Origin of the sequence: Ruminococcoides bili (assembly GCF_040093295.1) — a bacterium.
Lineage (GTDB): Bacteria > Bacillota > Clostridia > Oscillospirales > Acutalibacteraceae > Ruminococcoides > Ruminococcoides intestinale_A.
In genome coordinates this window covers 1-17,577 of record NZ_JBBNJY010000012.1, presented here as the reverse complement: position 1 = coordinate 17,577, position 17,577 = coordinate 1, and the positions used below count along the sequence as shown (strand labels likewise).

The following is a 17,577-nucleotide window of genomic DNA, read 5'->3' as shown; positions in this document are numbered from 1 at the left end:
ATTTTAAATTTAATTATTTTTACGTTTTTTTGCAACAATCAATACAACCATAACAATAATTCCTGCAAGTATTACAGCCGAAATTATTACTAATACAGGATTAGCAAAGAAACGCATAAGAACAGTTGCCGAAAGAGTAAAGTTTTCTACAGAACCGTCACCACTGTTTTGAGCCATATCTTTAACAGATACTTTGATATTCTGTGATGATATATCAGAAGTAGCATTAACTTTAATTTTTGCGGTTATTGACGCTACATCCTTTTCTACTGTGTAATCTTTACCTTCTTTTAGAGTTTTATTATCAAGATTGATAACAAGTGAGGATGGATTAATGTAACTGTCTTCACAAACTATAGTTACATCTTTTGAATTTTCTTCATAAAGAGCATTATTCTCAATACCTGCTATATTAACTACAGGTGAAGTCTTATCGACTACAAACTGAACCGCAAGCTTCCTTTTTTCAACAGGACGAATTCTGTTTGTTGAAGTATTCTTAGCTGCGTCTGTAGAAGATAACTCAAGAGTATAATTACCCTCATTTTCAAAGTTAGAAGACTTAACAGTATAATTGTATCTATGCCACTGACCTGTTTTAGTGTCTTCCTGAATTGTATAATCAACATTTTGTTTAAGAGTTTTAAGCGAACTGCTGTCAAGACTAAGACTAATATTTGACTTTGTAAGCTTATCAACATTAATCTCTGAAATTACAATATCCTTTTCTGCATTTGTATAACCGTTATCAAGAAGAGCATTTGTTTCTTCATCGCCACCCATATAAGTTGAGCCAAAACGGTTTACAGAGAATGTAATTGTATCGGCAGAACTGTTACCTGCTTTATCCGTAAGTGTTGCATTAAGTACATAAATACCGTCATTTACTTCTTCACTTGCAAAGTTTGCATATGTAACAACTGCACCAATATTGTTTGTAGGAGCTACAGTGCTTGCAAAATCATTTGTTACATCTGTTTTCTTAGCATTAATATCAACTCTTGTAAGGCTAAGTACATAATCACCTGAATAGTTGTTATCGCTAAGGCTTATTACAGGAGCAACATTACCTGAGTTTGCGGATTCATTTACAACATTTGAAATTTTTACAGTCGGAGCAGTCTTATCAACATAGAAAGTTGTTACAACATTTTCTTTTGCCGCATTATCTGCAAGGTCTGTATAATTAACATCAAATGCATATTTACCGTCTTTTGCAAAACTTATAGTTGCAGTGTGTACATTTCCGTTGTTTGTCCAACTTGAAACACTCGGAGCAGTCGCAGATGTTGAATTATCTGCACCTGTTGCGCTTATATTTACTTTCACATCAGCTGCATTAAAGTTATGCTCATTTACAGTAATTGTTGCAGTTCTGTCAGCTTTAAAATAATTATTATTTTTAGCTGAATTATTATCGAAAGAAACACTGATAACAGGAATGGTTTTATCAATAGTAAACTTATGCTGTGCAACCTTATCTGCCTTGTTGCCTGCCATATCGGTAAAGGCAATGTCGAATGTGTAGTCGCCGTCACTTGCATATACAACAGTAGCTGTATGTGTAGTGCCGTCAGGGTTTTCTCCGTTTGCTACATTGTGTGTTGTCCAACCTGTAATCTGCGTAATAACATTATCGGCATTTGTAATTTTACTGATAACATCTTCCGGTGAGAAGTTTCTTTCTGTAACGGTTATTGTGGCTGTTCTGTTTGCCTTGTAGAACTCTGTACCATTGTGTGTGGTATGATTATTATTATCATACTCAATTTTAATGGTTGGCTTAGTTTTATCAATGCTGAGTGTTTCTTTCTTGGTAGATACATTGCCTGCTCTATCGGTTAATTTAACTTCAATTTTAATATTATTGCTGTTATTCTTAACTGTGATAGTAGAAGACGCCTTTGTAACAAGGTTTTGATCACTTTCTTCTATTTTCCAACCGCTAACAGTACCGTTGCCGTTCATATTAGTTTCAGCTGACTGATCGTTTAAATATTTAATACTGCCGTCCCAGTTATTATCTTTATCGAACTCTGAACTTACGCTATATTCAATTTTTGCAATGCCTGAATAAGTGTCGCTGACATTTAACGCTACATTAACATCATTGTTATAGAGTTTGTTAGAGTTTTCAACATAATTTGTTGCAGGGAGGGAAATATCTATACCAGACATTTGTTCATGCTTACTGCTGTTTTCTACAACAACTCTGTCGGGTGTTACTGGTTGTGAATCGTTCTTATTAGTTGTTGTATCAAAGTTATAGCAGTTACCTGCTTTATCAACTGCATATGCATATACATTTCCCTTGAAATTAGCAGGAACTTCAAATGTTGTGGCTTTGTAACTAGTTTGGTTATATCCCGATACTAAAACTTCCTGAATATTACTTGGAGCAGTTTTGCCCTTTTCTATTGTATAGAAATGAATTTCAGATACACCGGAAACAAGGCTGTCTACTTCGCCGTCAACAGCAGTTACTTCAACCGTAGTAGTGTTTTTAAAGTAATAACCGTATTCAGTTTTAATTACAGAATCAGGATTTTCTGCAGTCTTACCATTTTCAAAGGTAAAATCTCTTATTACCGGAGCTGTGTTGTCTACATAGAATGTTTCATCAAATGTTTTCTTAACACCGGCATTATTTGTTACAGTGTATGTAAGTACATATTTACCTGACTCTTTAGTTGAAATGTTATAATTCAAAGTAACATCAGTAGTTTTCTTATCAGTTACATAATCATAGCTAAAAGTTTCTGATGATAAAAGATTATTGTCATTATCAGTTATCTTTACATTTTCACTATCATTCCACTTACAACTAAAGCCACCGATTTTATTGATGCCTGTGAACTGATCCTTAATATTAGATACTACACTTACTGTATCACCACTTCTGATAATAGGATTACTATTATCGTCAAAATTAGTGCCTTCAAAAGTATTTTTTGCATCAATTTTTGTAGAATCATTATTTGATACTACTTCAAAGCCTTCAATTTTGTCATAATCAACCTTAGTAATATTAGCATTTGCAACTACTACTTTTTCAGTTTTTTCTTTATCTTCTTTTATAAGATCTACCAAAGATTTAGTTGCAGTATTACCTGCATTATCCTTAACAGTAAAGCTGAGAACATATGCACTATCTGAATTTCCAAGGTTATATGAATATGTTACAGTTGAACTGTCTGTTGCATTTGAGGCTAATTTTTCGTCCTTTTTTTCCTTTACATCAAGATTTTCTTTATTATCATTCTTTACTGTAATGGCACTATCTGACGGCAAACCGCTTGTTGGTGCATTGTCGAGTGCTGTAACATTCATTACGATTGTATTGTTTGAATAGATACCAAATGTAAGGAAGTTAAGAATCTGATCTGTTACAGTAGGATTAGTTGTTTTTACAAACTCAACCTTTGTAATTTCAGGTGCTGTGTTGTCTACATAGAATGTTGAGTTAACAACTTCAGTATTTACATTACCGCTGTTATCGGTAACAGTTAAACTCAGCTTGTGACTTCCTCTGTAATTTGGATTATTTGGATTATCTTTTATATTAATATCAAATGTTACGGTAGCTGATTTAACTTTTTCGTTAGTAGCTTGGTTTTTAAATTCTGCTGCCAATTCGTCAAAAGAATTAGCAGAAAAGCTTTGATCTTTTCCATTAATTTTAGTTAATTTAAAATTACTAAAGTTAGAACTTTCAAAACCTCTAACACTCAAATCACTTATTGATTGTAAACCTGAAATATCATTGTTTAAATTCAGTGTTACGGTGAGTTGGTCACCATGATAAATGTTATTATCATTAAAAGCTTTTGTTCCTGTTGCATTATATGAAGATACCTCAGCTGTTGGCTTTTTGGTGCTTGATACTACTTCAAACACATTAGAAACATTTTTCAACTGTTCCTCTGTTAAGGAATTATCGTTAGCTTTTACTTTATTATCTTTTACTAAATCAGCTAAAGCAATGTTTTCATTTACATTATTTGCCTTATCCTTAACAGTAAAGCTGAGATTATATGCACTATCTGAATTTCCAAGGTTATATGAATATGTTACGGTTGAACTCTCTGTTGCATTTGAGGCTAATTTTTCGTCCTTTATTTCCTTTACATCAAGATTTTCTTTATTATCATTCTTTACTGTAATGGCACTATCTGACGGCAAACCGCTTGTTGGTGCATTGTCGGTTGCTGTAACATTCATTACGATTGTATCGTTTGAATAGATACCAAATGTAAGGAAGTTAAGAATCTGATCTGTTACAGTAGGATTAGTCGTTTTTACAAACTCAACCTTTGTAATTTCAGGTGCTGTGTTGTCTACGTAGAATGTTTTATCGACTGTTTTCTCAACACCTGCATTATTTATTACTGTGTATGTAAGTACATATTTACCTGATTTTTCAGTTGAAACAACATAATCAAATTTCAACTCTTGATCTTTAGTGACCCTATCCATTGAAACATATGACTGGTGAACATCGGTTGATGTAAAGTCATTGTTATTATGAGTAATAGTTACATAAGAGGTAGGAGTTGAGGTGATTTCAGCTGCAGGGTCTTGATAATAGGCACATCTAAAATTACCTATTGAGCCAGCGCCGGTTAAATCTTCGCCTAAATTAACAGTTGACTCAACTTTTGTTTCAGCACCGCTAACTATAATATTACTATCATCGCCATAGTTTATACCATTAATGTTAGTTGCAACACTCAAATCATTTTTGTTTGTTAATAAAACTTCAAAAGACTTAGAAATATCATCTAACTGCTCTTCTCTTAGAGTATAACCATTGACAATAACTTTTTTATTTTTTATTAAAGTTATCAAATCAATATCTTTTTCTGTGTTGCCATCATTATCTTTAACAGTAAAGCTGAGTTTATATGCGTTGTATAATTTGTCAAGGTTATATGAATATGTTACAGTTGAATTCTCTGTTGCACTTGCGGCTAATTTTTCGTCATTTATTTCCTTTACATCAAGATTTTCTTTATTATCATTCTTTACTGTAATGGCACTATCTGACGGCAAACCGCTTGTTGGTGCATTGTCGAGTGCTGTAACATTCATTACGATTGTATCGTTTGAATAGATACCAAATGTAAGGAATTTAAGAATCTGATCTGTTACAGTAGGATTAGATGTTTTTACAAACTCAACCTTTGTAATTTTAGGTGCTGTGTTGTCTACATAGAATGTTGAGTTAACAACTTCAGTATTTACATTACCGATGTTATCGGTAACAGTTAAACTCAGCTTGTGACTTTCGCTGTAATTTGGATTATCTTTTATATTAATATCAAATGTTACGGTAGCTGATTTAACTTTTTCGTTAGTAGCTTGGTTTTTAAATTCTGCTGCCAATTCGTCAAAAGAATTAGCAGTAAAGCTTTGATCTTTTCCATTAAATTTAGTTAATTTAAAATTACTAAAGTTAGAATTTTCAAAACCTCTAACACTCAAATCACTTATTGATTGTAAACCTGAAATATCATTGTTTAAATCCAGTGTTACGGTGAGTTGGTCACCATGATAAATGTTATTATCATTAAAAGCATTTGCTCCTCTTGCTTTATATGAAGATACCTTAGCTGTTGGTTCTTTGGTGCTTGATACAACTTCAAACACATCAGAAACATTTTTCAACTGTTCCTCAGTTAAGGATTTATCGTTAGCTTTTACTTTATTATCTTTTACTAAATCAGCTAAAGCAATGTTTTCATTTACATTATTTGCATTATCCTTAACAGTAAAGCTGAGATCATCTGAATTTCCAAGTTCAAATGAATAGGTTACATTACTTTCTTGAGTTGCATTAGAAGCAGCTGTATTAGTTACTTCCCCGTTTTTGGTTGCATTAGAACTATCAGCTTTTTCTATTTTAATTCCGTTACCGTCTACAACCTCAATAGCATCATCAATTTTGTCAAATCCACTTGTAGGCGCACTATCGGTTGCTGTTACTTTCATTACAATTGTATCATTTGAATATATACCAAATGTAAGGAAGTTAAGAATCTGATCCGATACACTGGGATTAGATGTTTTTACAAAATCTACATTAGTAACATTTGGTGCTGTGTTGTCTACATAAAATGTTTCACTTACATCTTTTTTAACACCGGAATTATTGGTTACTGTGTATGAAAGTTCATATTTGCCTGAATTTTCGGTTTTAATAGTATATTTTAATTCTACTTCAGTTGTCTTAGTTGTTTCACCATTATCGACATAACTATACGCAACAGTATCAACCCCTGATAAATCTTTTCCAGAAACATCAGTAATATTAACTGAAGTACCATCACTATATGTACATTTAAAATTACCGATATTATTAATACCTGACAATTTATCTGAAATTACTGATGTCACACTAACTTCTTTACCGCTTCCTATGATATGTTTTTCATCATCATAATTATCTCCGTTAAATGTGTTTTTAACTTCAATATTTTTATCATTGCTATTTGATACTACTTCAAACGACTCATTTATGATTTCTTCATCACCAACAGAAACCTTTGTATTATTTTTGTCAATAAGATCTGATAATGAATATTCTGCTGAATTACTAACTTTATCCTTAACTTTAAATATTTTATTAAATATTTTATTATCGGATGATGTAATAGACTTATTTAATATACAAGTATAAGTTATAGTTTTATCAGTTTCATTATATTCAGGGGGATTAATTTCAAAATAATCATCTGCACAAGATAATGCTTCATTATCTACACCTGCAACATTAACATTATCTTTATCTTTAATTGTTATTTTAAATTCAATTTCATCAGATGAATACAAGCCGTAATTTTTTAATGTATCATTTTCTTTCTTAGTAAAAACAATACTCTCAATTTCCGGAGCATCATTATCGGGTTTGATAGTATATGTTTTTACTTCAAAACCGTCTTCATGAGGGTATTTTACTGTAAATTCAGTATCTTCTGTTAAACCTTGTTGAACAGTTATTATACCTTTTTCATAAGAGATTTTACCACTATTCGAGATAACTGTAATTTCATCAGTTTTTATATCATTAGAAGTAGGTGTGACGATATATTTACATTTCTCGCTACCGTTTTGATAAATATAATTATTTTCACTGTCAATAAATGCATACTTACCGTAATTATCATCAACAGTAACAGATACATCTACAAAATGACTGTTAACTGTGTCAGTAAAATTAAAATTGTATAAATCATTTATTGGGTACTTATATGTTTCACCAAGATATTTTACTTCTTTTATTTGACATTCAAATGTATTTTCTACTGTATTTTCTACTTTATCTTTTTGATATACTGTTTGGGAATTACTAATATTCTTATCAATAATGTTGATTCCTTTTAGGGCTTCACCTTCTAACTTTTCACCGTTCAGTTTTGCCCCTGTAATTTCTAAACTATCTACTGCTAATTCAAATTTTTCACAAGAACTTGGAACATACACATTATTGCCACTTATATGAGAGTTAACATTAGTTTTATAATTCCATTTTATCGAATCAATAGTTAAACCTGTATTTACTTTTACATTTGTATATATTTTTAATGGAATATTACCTAATTTAACAATAACATTAACATCATTGTTTTTAATAATTTCTGATAACTTACCGCCATCAATTATCTTTTCAACATTATTTTCTGTATAATAATATGTAAGTTCTCCAAATTTCTCGGTATCGTATTTTGAACATTCAAAATGTACATCACTTTTATATTTCCAAAAACTTATTTGAATACCATTGCGTAACTGTACTCTATGGTATGAATCGACAATATCAATATTTAAATCAGATTCTTTTAATATCGATATATTATTATCCTGAACAGATACAATCATATCATCAGTAGCTGTGAACTGACTGCCAACTTCTTTTATATTGCCAATAGTTTTACAAGCGTAATTTTTATCATTACCAAAATATACACTTCCGTAATTTAACTCAAAATCATCTGTTTTCATTTGGGGATTATTTTCAACAACACCGGTTTCATTAGCAAAGAAAAGTATATTTTTATAATTTTTATAATTTGAATTATTGGAAAAATCCGCATAATACAACTCATTTTTGTCCGCATTATTTAAATGAGAGAGTGTATTATTTTCTTCACAATAAAAATTATTTTTTTCAGTAGATTTTACAACAGACATTTCTTTTGTAAAATTATTGGCGCCATCCCATACATATGCATAAATTTTATAATTGTCGATGTTCCAATTACTTGGCTTAATGAAATAAACCTTGTTATTATCTACACTGAAATTTGCAAGCCGATAGGTTATGTTAGCTGTATCAGCGGTTGAAGCACTTGATGATTTTTTTACTTTTGCTGAATAATAATCATCCTCCGCATTAGTTTTTGAAATAATCTTATATTCAGAATCAGAAGAACTTTTTATAAAAGGCTGAACATCTGATTTAACATAAAGATTAACTTCGCTGTCGCTATTTTTTGTTTTTGTGCTCTTATTATTGCTGTCGGCAAAAACAGCAACATTACTTGCTGTAAACACAGATAGCAAAAGCATAATAGCAAGAACCAATGAAGTTACTTGTTCAAATTTCTTTGAAAAATTAAAGCTTTTCATTTCTTTATCTCCTTTTCAATAATATATATGTAAAATTCACTCCGTTTAATAAACAGTGCATATGTAAGCAAAAAACAAGTAATGTTAAACTTACTATTACTACTGCTTGATTCATATTCGGAATAAATGAAAATACTATAATTAATATCAAAAAGATTAATGACAAAAAGTCAAAAATTGTAGCATACTTATTTGACAAAATTCGCAATGCTCCAGGCATAAAACGAGTCGGTCGCTTTATTCTATTATGAGAATTGGCTGATTCCTTTTGCGTGATTTTTTCATTCTCTGAAAGAACAGTTCTTTTCTTATTGAATTTATACAACATTACATATGCCGCAATCATTCCGCCCCAGAAAAGCACAGGAATTGTATATGCTATAATTTTATTAAACAGATTTCCGTTGTAATCACCAAAGAAAGAAAGTAATAACGAAAAAGATGAAATAAATAAAAGAATAATTATTGCTCTCATTTTGCTCGTTAGTTTTTCCATAATATCACCTCATTGCGCTGTCAGTTTATAGTTTCACTCGTATTTACAGAAACAATTTTCTTTGTAATTACAAATTTTTTAGCCGGATAATCAGGAGAATTATCATTTAAAACAGTCGTTGCATCTGCTCCCTCATTTGAAGCTAATTTTTCTGTCGGCATACTTGTTCCTTCAAACGGATAGCTTGAAGAAGTCGGCTCGTACTGATTACTTTGATTAGGAGGTATAGGCGGCTGAAGCGGCAAATTATTGTAATTATCTGTTTTATGTTTTTTTCTATTTTTCTTTTCCTCGTTATTAAGTTCAGAAGTAACAGTTTTACCGCCTACTCTCAACCTACCTGTTGTAGCATTTGCTTTTGACATTTCACTGACGGTTTTTGCTTTTGCTCTGCCTGTTCGTATATTAAAAATTTTTCTTATATCAAACAAGAAGAACAAAACAATAGAAATAATAAAAAACAGTATCAGAAAAGCAATGGCTATATGCTGACAGGTTTGTAAAACATTAATTACATCATTTAATCCATTCATTTAATATCTTACCCCCAAACTGAAGCAGATGAGTTATCACCCACTGCTTTTTTTGTCAAAGCTGCACGAGCACTGTCAATAGCATTGTTACAATTTAAAATTAATGCGTCATAAGTGCCTTTATCCGCCGACTCTGTGTAAAGCGTACTATTGTGTGCCTGTTCCACAAAACCTGCTAACTTGTCAAGTTCTGCAAGATATTCGCTCTGCGTCACGCCACCGCTTATAAAGCTGTCATTATTGTTATAAATTTCCATTGCAACCGTATTATAAATATGTAATGCTATTTTTAAATTCTCGGTTTCAGGTAAATCACTTGTGGCAAGCTGTGTAAGCTGATTCCAATAATCTATATAAGACACAACAGAATCTCCGTTCTTTCCAACTGTGCCCAAATTTTTCTTACTGTCAACCATTTTATACAAAAGCTGCGAACGAGTAATTATATGTTCGTCATTGCTGTTTTCTGCTGCTTTTTTAAACCATCTCGCAGATGTGTCAATTCCGCTGCTGTTATTTGAACCGTAGTTAAAATATAAATTTTCAGCAAGAGGATATGCAATTTCATCAGCATAAGCAGCGGGGTCTGCTGATTTTACAATTTCTTCATAATTGTCTTTATTAAGTATATTTTTAAAACTTTCATACTCATCTGCAGTAAAATCATTATTACTGTATAAATCAAGTAAAGCCGAATAGCCGTCAATTCTTGACGGATCTGTTTCGATTGCATTTTTGTACATCTGCGCACTTTCTTCTTCATTCATTGAATTGCCTGCTTGATTCATATAATATTCATATGTAGACGAAGTTTGCATTGACAAAGCTATTGTAAAACCAACTGTTCCTAAAAGCATTACAAGAGTGAGTATTACAGAAGCTATAAAAGTTTTCCATTTTAATGACTGTACTTTTTTATTTTCAATATCCAAATCCTGATAATGATCAAGTGCATATAACAACTCGGCACACGACTGATAACGATCATCAGGATTTTTCTGTGTACACTTAAGTATTATTTCTTCAAGTCCGGAAGAAAGCATAGGATTCCATTGCCTTATAGGATACATTTCATAAGGAGGCAACGCCGGATTATGTCCTGTAATCAAATGGTACATTGTAGCACCAAGGCAATAAATATCAGTACGGGCATCAGTCTGACCATGTCCGCCAAACTGTTCAGGTGCCGCATAACCTTGTGTGCCAAGGCATGTTGTATCTGCCACACTTGTTGATTTAAACTCTCTTGCAGTACCAAAATCAATAAGCATTACATTGCCGTCAGGTTTTAGCATTACATTTGAAGGTTTCATATCACGATAAATAATCGGAGGCTTTCTTGAATGTAAATATCCCAGCACATCACAAAGCTGTTTTGACCATTCAATAACATCGTCCTGATTTTGCGCACCGCTGTTTTTTATCGCCTTACTTAGCGGATTTCCTTCAATGTAATCCATTACAATAAGAAAAGTACCGTCGCCGTCAATTACATCAATAATACTTGGCAAATGTGGGTGATTAAGTCTTTTAAGTAAATCTGTTTCAACAATAAGATTTTGTTTAACGACTTCAAAGTTTTGAACTCCATCTTTGCGGACTTCTTTAATCGCCCACTGCTTATTTGCTCTTTCATTCATGGCAAGGTAAACTACACTCATTCCACCCTTGCCGATTACATTTAGAATTTTGTATTTTCCATCTATAATAGAACCGATTTCAAGCATTCTACCACACTCAATTCAATTTATTTATAATAACTTAATTACAATAACCGAAATATTATCAGGTTCACGCCTGTATTTATTAAGGTCTGTTAAATACACCGCATTTTTTAGCATAATATTTTCATCAATACAAGCATTTGGACAAAGTCGCTCATATATTTCCTGTTCATTAATAATATGTCTGAAACCGTCGGAGCAAATAATATAGGATTGTCCGTTCTGAATTTTTCCGCTAAAGAAATCAGGCACAACATACTGGCTTGCACCTACACATTGCAAAAGCACATTACGCTGAGGACTTGTTTCAGCTTCTTGCGGAGTCATTCTGCCCTCATCCATCTCACGCTGAACATATGTCTGATCTTTTGTCAGCTGATATACATTATCTGACAGACAGTAAACTCTTGAATCTCCGACATTTAAAATATAATAATTATCATTAATAAATAAACAAGCAGCAATAGTAGTCCCCATATTAACTCCGTTGCGCTTGCCATAACTTGCTATAGAAACATTTGCATTTTGAATTATATTGTTCCAAGAATCAAATATTATATCCTGAAGATTTGGAGCACATAAAAATTTTGGTAAATCGTTTTCAAACCAATTACTTAACATTGTAATGAGTGCAGAACTGGCGACCTCACCCTTAGCAAGGCCGCCCATTCCATCACAGATAACAGCAAGTAATATTTTACCAAAGTCTGTATCGGCTTCTAAGATAAGTGCCGAATCCTGATTGGTATTTTTCTTAATACCAATATCGGTATGCATTGCTGTTAAAAATTCCATATTAAACCTCAATTAGCACAAGAATTCAAATTCTTCGTCAGAAATCTTAATCTTGTCACCCTTGTTAAGAGCAATCTCCTGATTAGGATTAAGCTTTGCTCCATTTACATATGTGAAGTTAAGTGAACCGAGGTCACTGATATAATACTTACCTGCACGGCATGTAATCTTAGCGTGTGTTCTGCTGACCGAACTGTTATCAGCTACACAATAGTCAACTCTTCTTCTTTCTTTACCGATAATAAAGCTTGGCTTGTCAATCTTAATTCTTTCGCCGTTGCCCTTTCTTAATAATGTAGCTCCTGTCGACTGAAGTCCTAACACAGAAGTTTCTCCTGCACCTTCGTTCAATACTGTTGTACTGTCTGTACCGTCATCAGGCTGATTGTATGCAGGTGATGTCGGAGGAGTCTGGCGCGATACAACTACCGGACCTCTGTTTTGAGCATTAGGAACATTCTGATGAGCCATTGAACCCGGTATCGGCTGTGCAGGTCTGACAGCTGTCTGAACATTATTTGAAGCAATCTTCTTAGTTGACTTCTTTTTGTTACCCATAATAATAAAGATGATAACAATTACAAGCACAACAACTACAACAAGGATAGCTGCAATAATAATGATTTTTGTAGTATCCATACCATTATCAGTTTCTGTTGTATTTGTATCTTCTGTAACCGACTGTGTTGCAGGAGCTATTGTTTCAGGCTGCTGTGTTACAGGAGCTACTGTTTCAGCTGTTGTAGCGGAAGTGTCATTATTTATATTTGAATCAGAAGTTGAACCTGATGTATATTCAATACCGAGTGCCTTTAAAATATCTGTAACCTGATTAATACAAATAGCATAATTATAATCGCTCTTTGTAGCATTATTAATACCGATTACTGTTCCGTTTTCATCTACAAGAGGGCCACCGGAATTACCGCTTGTTAAAGTAGCACCATGCTGAATCATATCTGTGCCGCTTACATTAATAAGTTTTGAAACTTTACCGTCAGTAATGGTTACATCATTTCTTGTATATGTATTTTTATTCTGAATTTCTGATACAGAAGCAGGGAAACCGAGAGCATATACCATTTGAGTAGCGGTAACATCATCGCTGTCACCAAGAGCTACAACTTCTCTGTCATAAATAGCTTCTGTAAGATTTAAAATAGCAAAATCGTTTTCCTGACTTTCCTTTTTAATTGTAGCAGTAATCGTAACATCACCTGAAACTACAACCTGGAGTGAAATTTTATCTTCACTGTAATCCTTACCTGCAACAGCAACAAGTGCTTCCTTTGTTTCTGTATCAACATCGACAACATGAGCACATGTAAGAATTGTGTTTGAGTTAATCAAAAATCCTGTACCACCCTGAATAGGAATAACAGAACCGTTTAAATCATAAACCATTCTTACCTGCATAAGACTGTTATTAACCCTTGTAACAGCCTCATTGGTAGTTTCTGCCATTGCCGAATAGCTGGAACCTACAGCAAGGCAGCTCAACATTACAAAGCAAATAATTACGCTTAATAAATGCTGGATTCTGTGTCTTTTTCTTTGCATTTTCATAGTATTTCCTCCTGAAAATATAATTATATGTAAATTTAATATTTACCCTGTTTGATTTTCACTAAACAACTGTTCAAACGAATACTGCGGCAAAAGTTCAATATTAATATTCATTGCTTCATTAATTGTAAATTCACCTGTGCCTTGCAATTTATCAATAACGGTTCTTTCATCAGAATCAATTAATTTTGCAATTTTTTTAATCGAAACTCTGCCGGATTTAATCTCACGTGTAAGAACCGGATAAATAGTTTTCATATAAATACCTCCTGATTGACAAATAATATATATCTGAATCTTTATTCCAATTATATCAATTACGGATGTATTGTTTTAAATAACTGATAAAACGCACAAATAATTGACAGATAACAAAACAACGAATTAATTACATAAAAAATATATTTTTAATAAAACATACAGTTGTCACGAATTTTCGTTGTAATTGTCGCTTTACTACTTTATTTTACACGATTTTTCGTTTAATGTCAATAATATTCTACACCTTTTACTATCTTTTTACTATTAATTTGTCGATTTTAATAAGAAAAGATATTAATAATGCTTTATTAGATTTATAAAAGCGTTTAATGAGATAAAACAATACATAATAATATAAAATACATTTTCTACAAAATTATACTATATATGATACGCCTCTTACAATAAGTGCAAATCTGTGTGCTTAATTTTTCAAATGTTTTTTTAATTTTAAAAAAATGCAGTGTAAAAAGCATTTACACTGCATGAACGAATTTTCATTCATTTAATTTTTATCATTTAGAATTAATAAAATCAAGTTGTTGGTCAATGACGTTAATTACGGTTTGTTTTCCTCTTTCGTCAAGTTTATTAAACTTTTTAATTAACTCATTATTCTGTGAATTTAACTCAAATTTGTTTTTTAAGCCCTCGCTACACAGATCATTTACAGAAACATTAAAATAATCGGCTATTTTTATTAATGAGCTAATAGAAACGCCCTTCTTACTTTTTAACGAATCATTTAATGTTGTTGCTGCAATACCAATTATATCGGCTAATTGTCTTACTGACAAATTATTTTCCGTTAATAAAAATCTGATATTTGAAGATGAAATAAAAGCGTAATCTACCATAACTAATTTGCTCCTTTTTATATCAGCATACAGCAAAACTAACAAAAAAATAAAAAAACGATTTTTATGTAAACAATTTTGTTTTATGTTGACATTTGGGATTTTTTCATATAAAATACATTTGTATTTGGGTTTATATAATATTAAATTTTTTATTAATATATACAAAGTTGTTTATACTATTATCTATCAAATAAAAAATAAAATCAAGTATTTTAGCATATATTATGTTTATTTTGTAAATATAAACATATTTTAATTAATTTTTCATACAAGATAAAACCGTGTGAATTCATATATGTTTTCTACACGGTTTTTATTATGCCCAATCCAATTATATATACGCTACTGCATTTCGTCAATAAAACATGCGTTTTATCAATAACTGATTTTTTATCTTTTAAAGTCAAGTATTATTTATTTGTAATCAAAAGTAACATTAAAATTTTGATTACAATAAAATTTATACAAGGAGAGACTATTATGACATTTCGGGATGATTTTTTAAGACTGATTGATTCCACTACAATATACCGTCTTAGCAAATCTACAGGTATTGAAAGAACAAAACTGCAAAGAATAAAAAGTGGTCAAAAACTTCCGACAAAGGAAGAACTTGAAATAATTTCAAGAGAACTTTCATTGACACCCGATGAAAAAGAAAATATATTTACAGAATTGGAAATAGCATTAATTGGTGAAGATAAATACAAAAGCAGAATACATACTAAAAGATTTATAGAACAACTGTACAATATTTTTAACAATGAATCAGCTAACTCAATCAGTACATCTGAAATAAACCTAAATACAAATAGTATATATACAACAAATACAACAACCGAAACCAACGCTTTAATTAACAGCTTTATGAATGCAGAAACAAGTAAAGAAAATCACATTTATATTTATAACAGCGTAACCGCAGGAGAAATGTTTGAAAATATTTATTCAAAAATAATAAATCATCCGAAACTGTCAGTTACGCATATAATCGGATTCAAACCGCATAATGATACTTATGAAAGTTACTATGCAAATGTAAATATTATAAGTAAAATCTATCCGGTTTTCTTAAGCCAAACAAACTACTATGTATATTACTATTATGATAAAGTAAAAGAAAATTCGATGTTTCCATATACTGTTATCAGTGATAATTATACACTTATGCTTTCATATAATTTTAAGTATGCAATACTTACAAATAATGAAAATGTTGTTAAAACTGCAAAACTGGTTTTTGAAGAAAAAATTAAAAATACCTATCCTTTAATAAGTGATATCACAGATGTATTAAGCTATAGTAATATATATGTTGAACATCATTCAAAGTACAAGCAAAATGACACTCAACTAATAACAATCGAATATGAACCTTGCGTATTTCCTTACTTAGATTCTGAACTTGTTAAATTATTATTAAAAAAAGATATTCCAAATTATAACACAATAGTAGAACGATGTTTAAATATCAAAGATTCTTATAGTAAAATTAAATTAAGCCAATCGTATTTTACAAAAGCAGGTGTTCAAAATTTTATTGATAACGGTAGAATAAATGAAATACCTGAATTTGTTTATGACCCCATACCTTTTGAAATCCGTATAGAATTATTAGAAAAATTATGCTATGATGCAAAAATCAGCAAAATAAAAGAACTGCATCTAATAAATGATAATAAACTGAAAGTACCGGAGAACCTAAGATATTGCGGAAACGGTCAGCTTAATGACTTTTTCCTTTTATTATCTAAAAAAGCGCAAAAGCCATCAATAATCAGACTTAACGAATGTGGCTTTGCAAAACCGTTTTATGATTTTGCATCACACTTACGAGAAACTGACATGGTGTTTTCAAACGATGAAACTGTCGATTACATAGAAAGTTGTATCCAAAAATATAAATAAAGTAAAAACGAAGGTGTAGCAATAAAAATTCTACACTTTTATTTTCCCATAAATTAACAAAATCAAAACGGCTTTATTTTGTAAAAAAGCGGAATAAAAGAGATTACAAGTCAAACAATATTAATGCAATATTTTGCAAATATTACAAATTCAGGGGAGTTTTGATATGAAGGCAACAGGTATTGTCAGAAGAATTGACGACCTCGGTCGTGTTGTTATACCAAAAGAAATTCGTCGCACCCTGCGTATTCGTGAGGGCGACCCGCTTGAGATATATACTGCTACCGACGGCGAAGTTATATTTAAAAAATATTCACCTGTAGGAGAATTATCGGCATTTGCCTCACAATATGCGGAAGTTCTCTCAAGAGTAAGCGGTTTACCCGTTATTATTTGCGACAAAGACCATGTTATTGCCGCATCGGGAGTATCTAAAAGAGAATTACTTGAACGACGGGTTTCACCTGTTCTTGAAAATTATATGGAAAGCCGTAAAAGTTATACTGCAACACAGGCAACGGTCGGTGATATTCAACCGGTTGAAGGTGTGGAACACAGAGCGGCAGTCATATACCCTATTATTGCCGCAGGCGATGTTACGGGTGCAGTTGTAATGCTGATGGGCGAAGATAATAAAGTTCCTACTGAAACAGAAGTTAAACTTGCTCATTCAGCGGCCGCTTTTTTAGGAAAACAAATGGAAGAATAAAATATAAGGGTTGCCACAGGCTTGTGTGACAACCCTTATTATATGAAAATATGGTTTATCACACGAGTTAAGTGAAATAATAAAAAATTTAGGAGAT

10 protein-coding genes are annotated in these 17,577 nt (G+C 31.7%); 2 read left to right on the top strand and 8 right to left on the bottom strand.

The annotated features are described in order from the left end of the window. Positions 1-9 precede the first annotated feature (9 nt). The 8 genes from AAAY30_RS05585 to AAAY30_RS05550 form a co-directional block, all read right to left on the bottom strand. Complete coding sequence (locus tag AAAY30_RS05585; protein WP_499215776.1) at positions 10-8,628, bottom strand: autotransporter outer membrane beta-barrel domain-containing protein; 8,619 nt, start codon at positions 8,626-8,628, stop codon at positions 10-12. Between the two features lie 4 nt (positions 8,629-8,632). Next, complete coding sequence (locus tag AAAY30_RS05580; protein ID WP_302484684.1) at positions 8,633-9,124, bottom strand: hypothetical protein; 492 nt, start codon at positions 9,122-9,124, stop codon at positions 8,633-8,635. Positions 9,125-9,144: 20 nt separating this feature from the next. Continuing rightward, entirely contained in the window at positions 9,145-9,657 is a 513-nt protein-coding gene (locus AAAY30_RS05575) for a hypothetical protein (protein WP_302484685.1), read from the bottom strand. An 8-nt stretch (positions 9,658-9,665) separates the two neighbouring features. Further along, positions 9,666-11,384, bottom strand: coding sequence for a serine/threonine protein kinase (locus tag AAAY30_RS05570; RefSeq protein ID WP_337781602.1), 1,719 nt, complete (start codon positions 11,382-11,384; stop codon positions 9,666-9,668). Between the two features lie 24 nt (positions 11,385-11,408). Next, positions 11,409-12,176 carry a PP2C family protein-serine/threonine phosphatase gene (locus AAAY30_RS05565; protein WP_302484687.1) on the bottom strand — a complete coding sequence of 256 codons (768 nt, stop codon included), beginning with the start codon at positions 12,174-12,176 and terminating at the stop codon, positions 11,409-11,411. Between the two features lie 12 nt (positions 12,177-12,188). Beyond that, the gene (locus AAAY30_RS05560; protein WP_294666987.1) at positions 12,189-13,742 is read right to left on the bottom strand and encodes a trypsin-like peptidase domain-containing protein; all 1,554 of its coding nucleotides are present in this window, start codon (positions 13,740-13,742) and stop codon (positions 12,189-12,191) included. Between the two features lie 42 nt (positions 13,743-13,784). Beyond that, positions 13,785-14,000 (bottom strand): hypothetical protein, encoded by a 216-nt coding sequence (locus tag AAAY30_RS05555; RefSeq protein WP_337781603.1) that lies wholly within the window; start codon positions 13,998-14,000, stop codon positions 13,785-13,787. A gap of 518 nt (positions 14,001-14,518) precedes the next feature. Further along, positions 14,519-14,860: a helix-turn-helix domain-containing protein gene (locus AAAY30_RS05550; protein ID WP_302484688.1), complete on the bottom strand. Its 342-nt coding sequence runs from the start codon at positions 14,858-14,860 to the stop codon at positions 14,519-14,521. Between the two features lie 483 nt (positions 14,861-15,343). Here AAAY30_RS05550 and AAAY30_RS05545 point away from each other — a divergent pair, with 483 nt between their 5' ends. Together AAAY30_RS05545 and AAAY30_RS05540 are read left to right on the top strand one after the other, a co-directional pair. Then, complete coding sequence (locus AAAY30_RS05545; RefSeq protein ID WP_337781604.1) at positions 15,344-16,771, top strand: hypothetical protein; 1,428 nt, start codon at positions 15,344-15,346, stop codon at positions 16,769-16,771. 166 nt (positions 16,772-16,937) lie between these two features. Beyond that, positions 16,938-17,480, top strand: a complete 543-nt coding sequence (locus tag AAAY30_RS05540) for a stage V sporulation T C-terminal domain-containing protein (protein WP_186935064.1) — start codon at positions 16,938-16,940, stop codon at positions 17,478-17,480. Positions 17,481-17,577 lie beyond the last annotated feature (97 nt).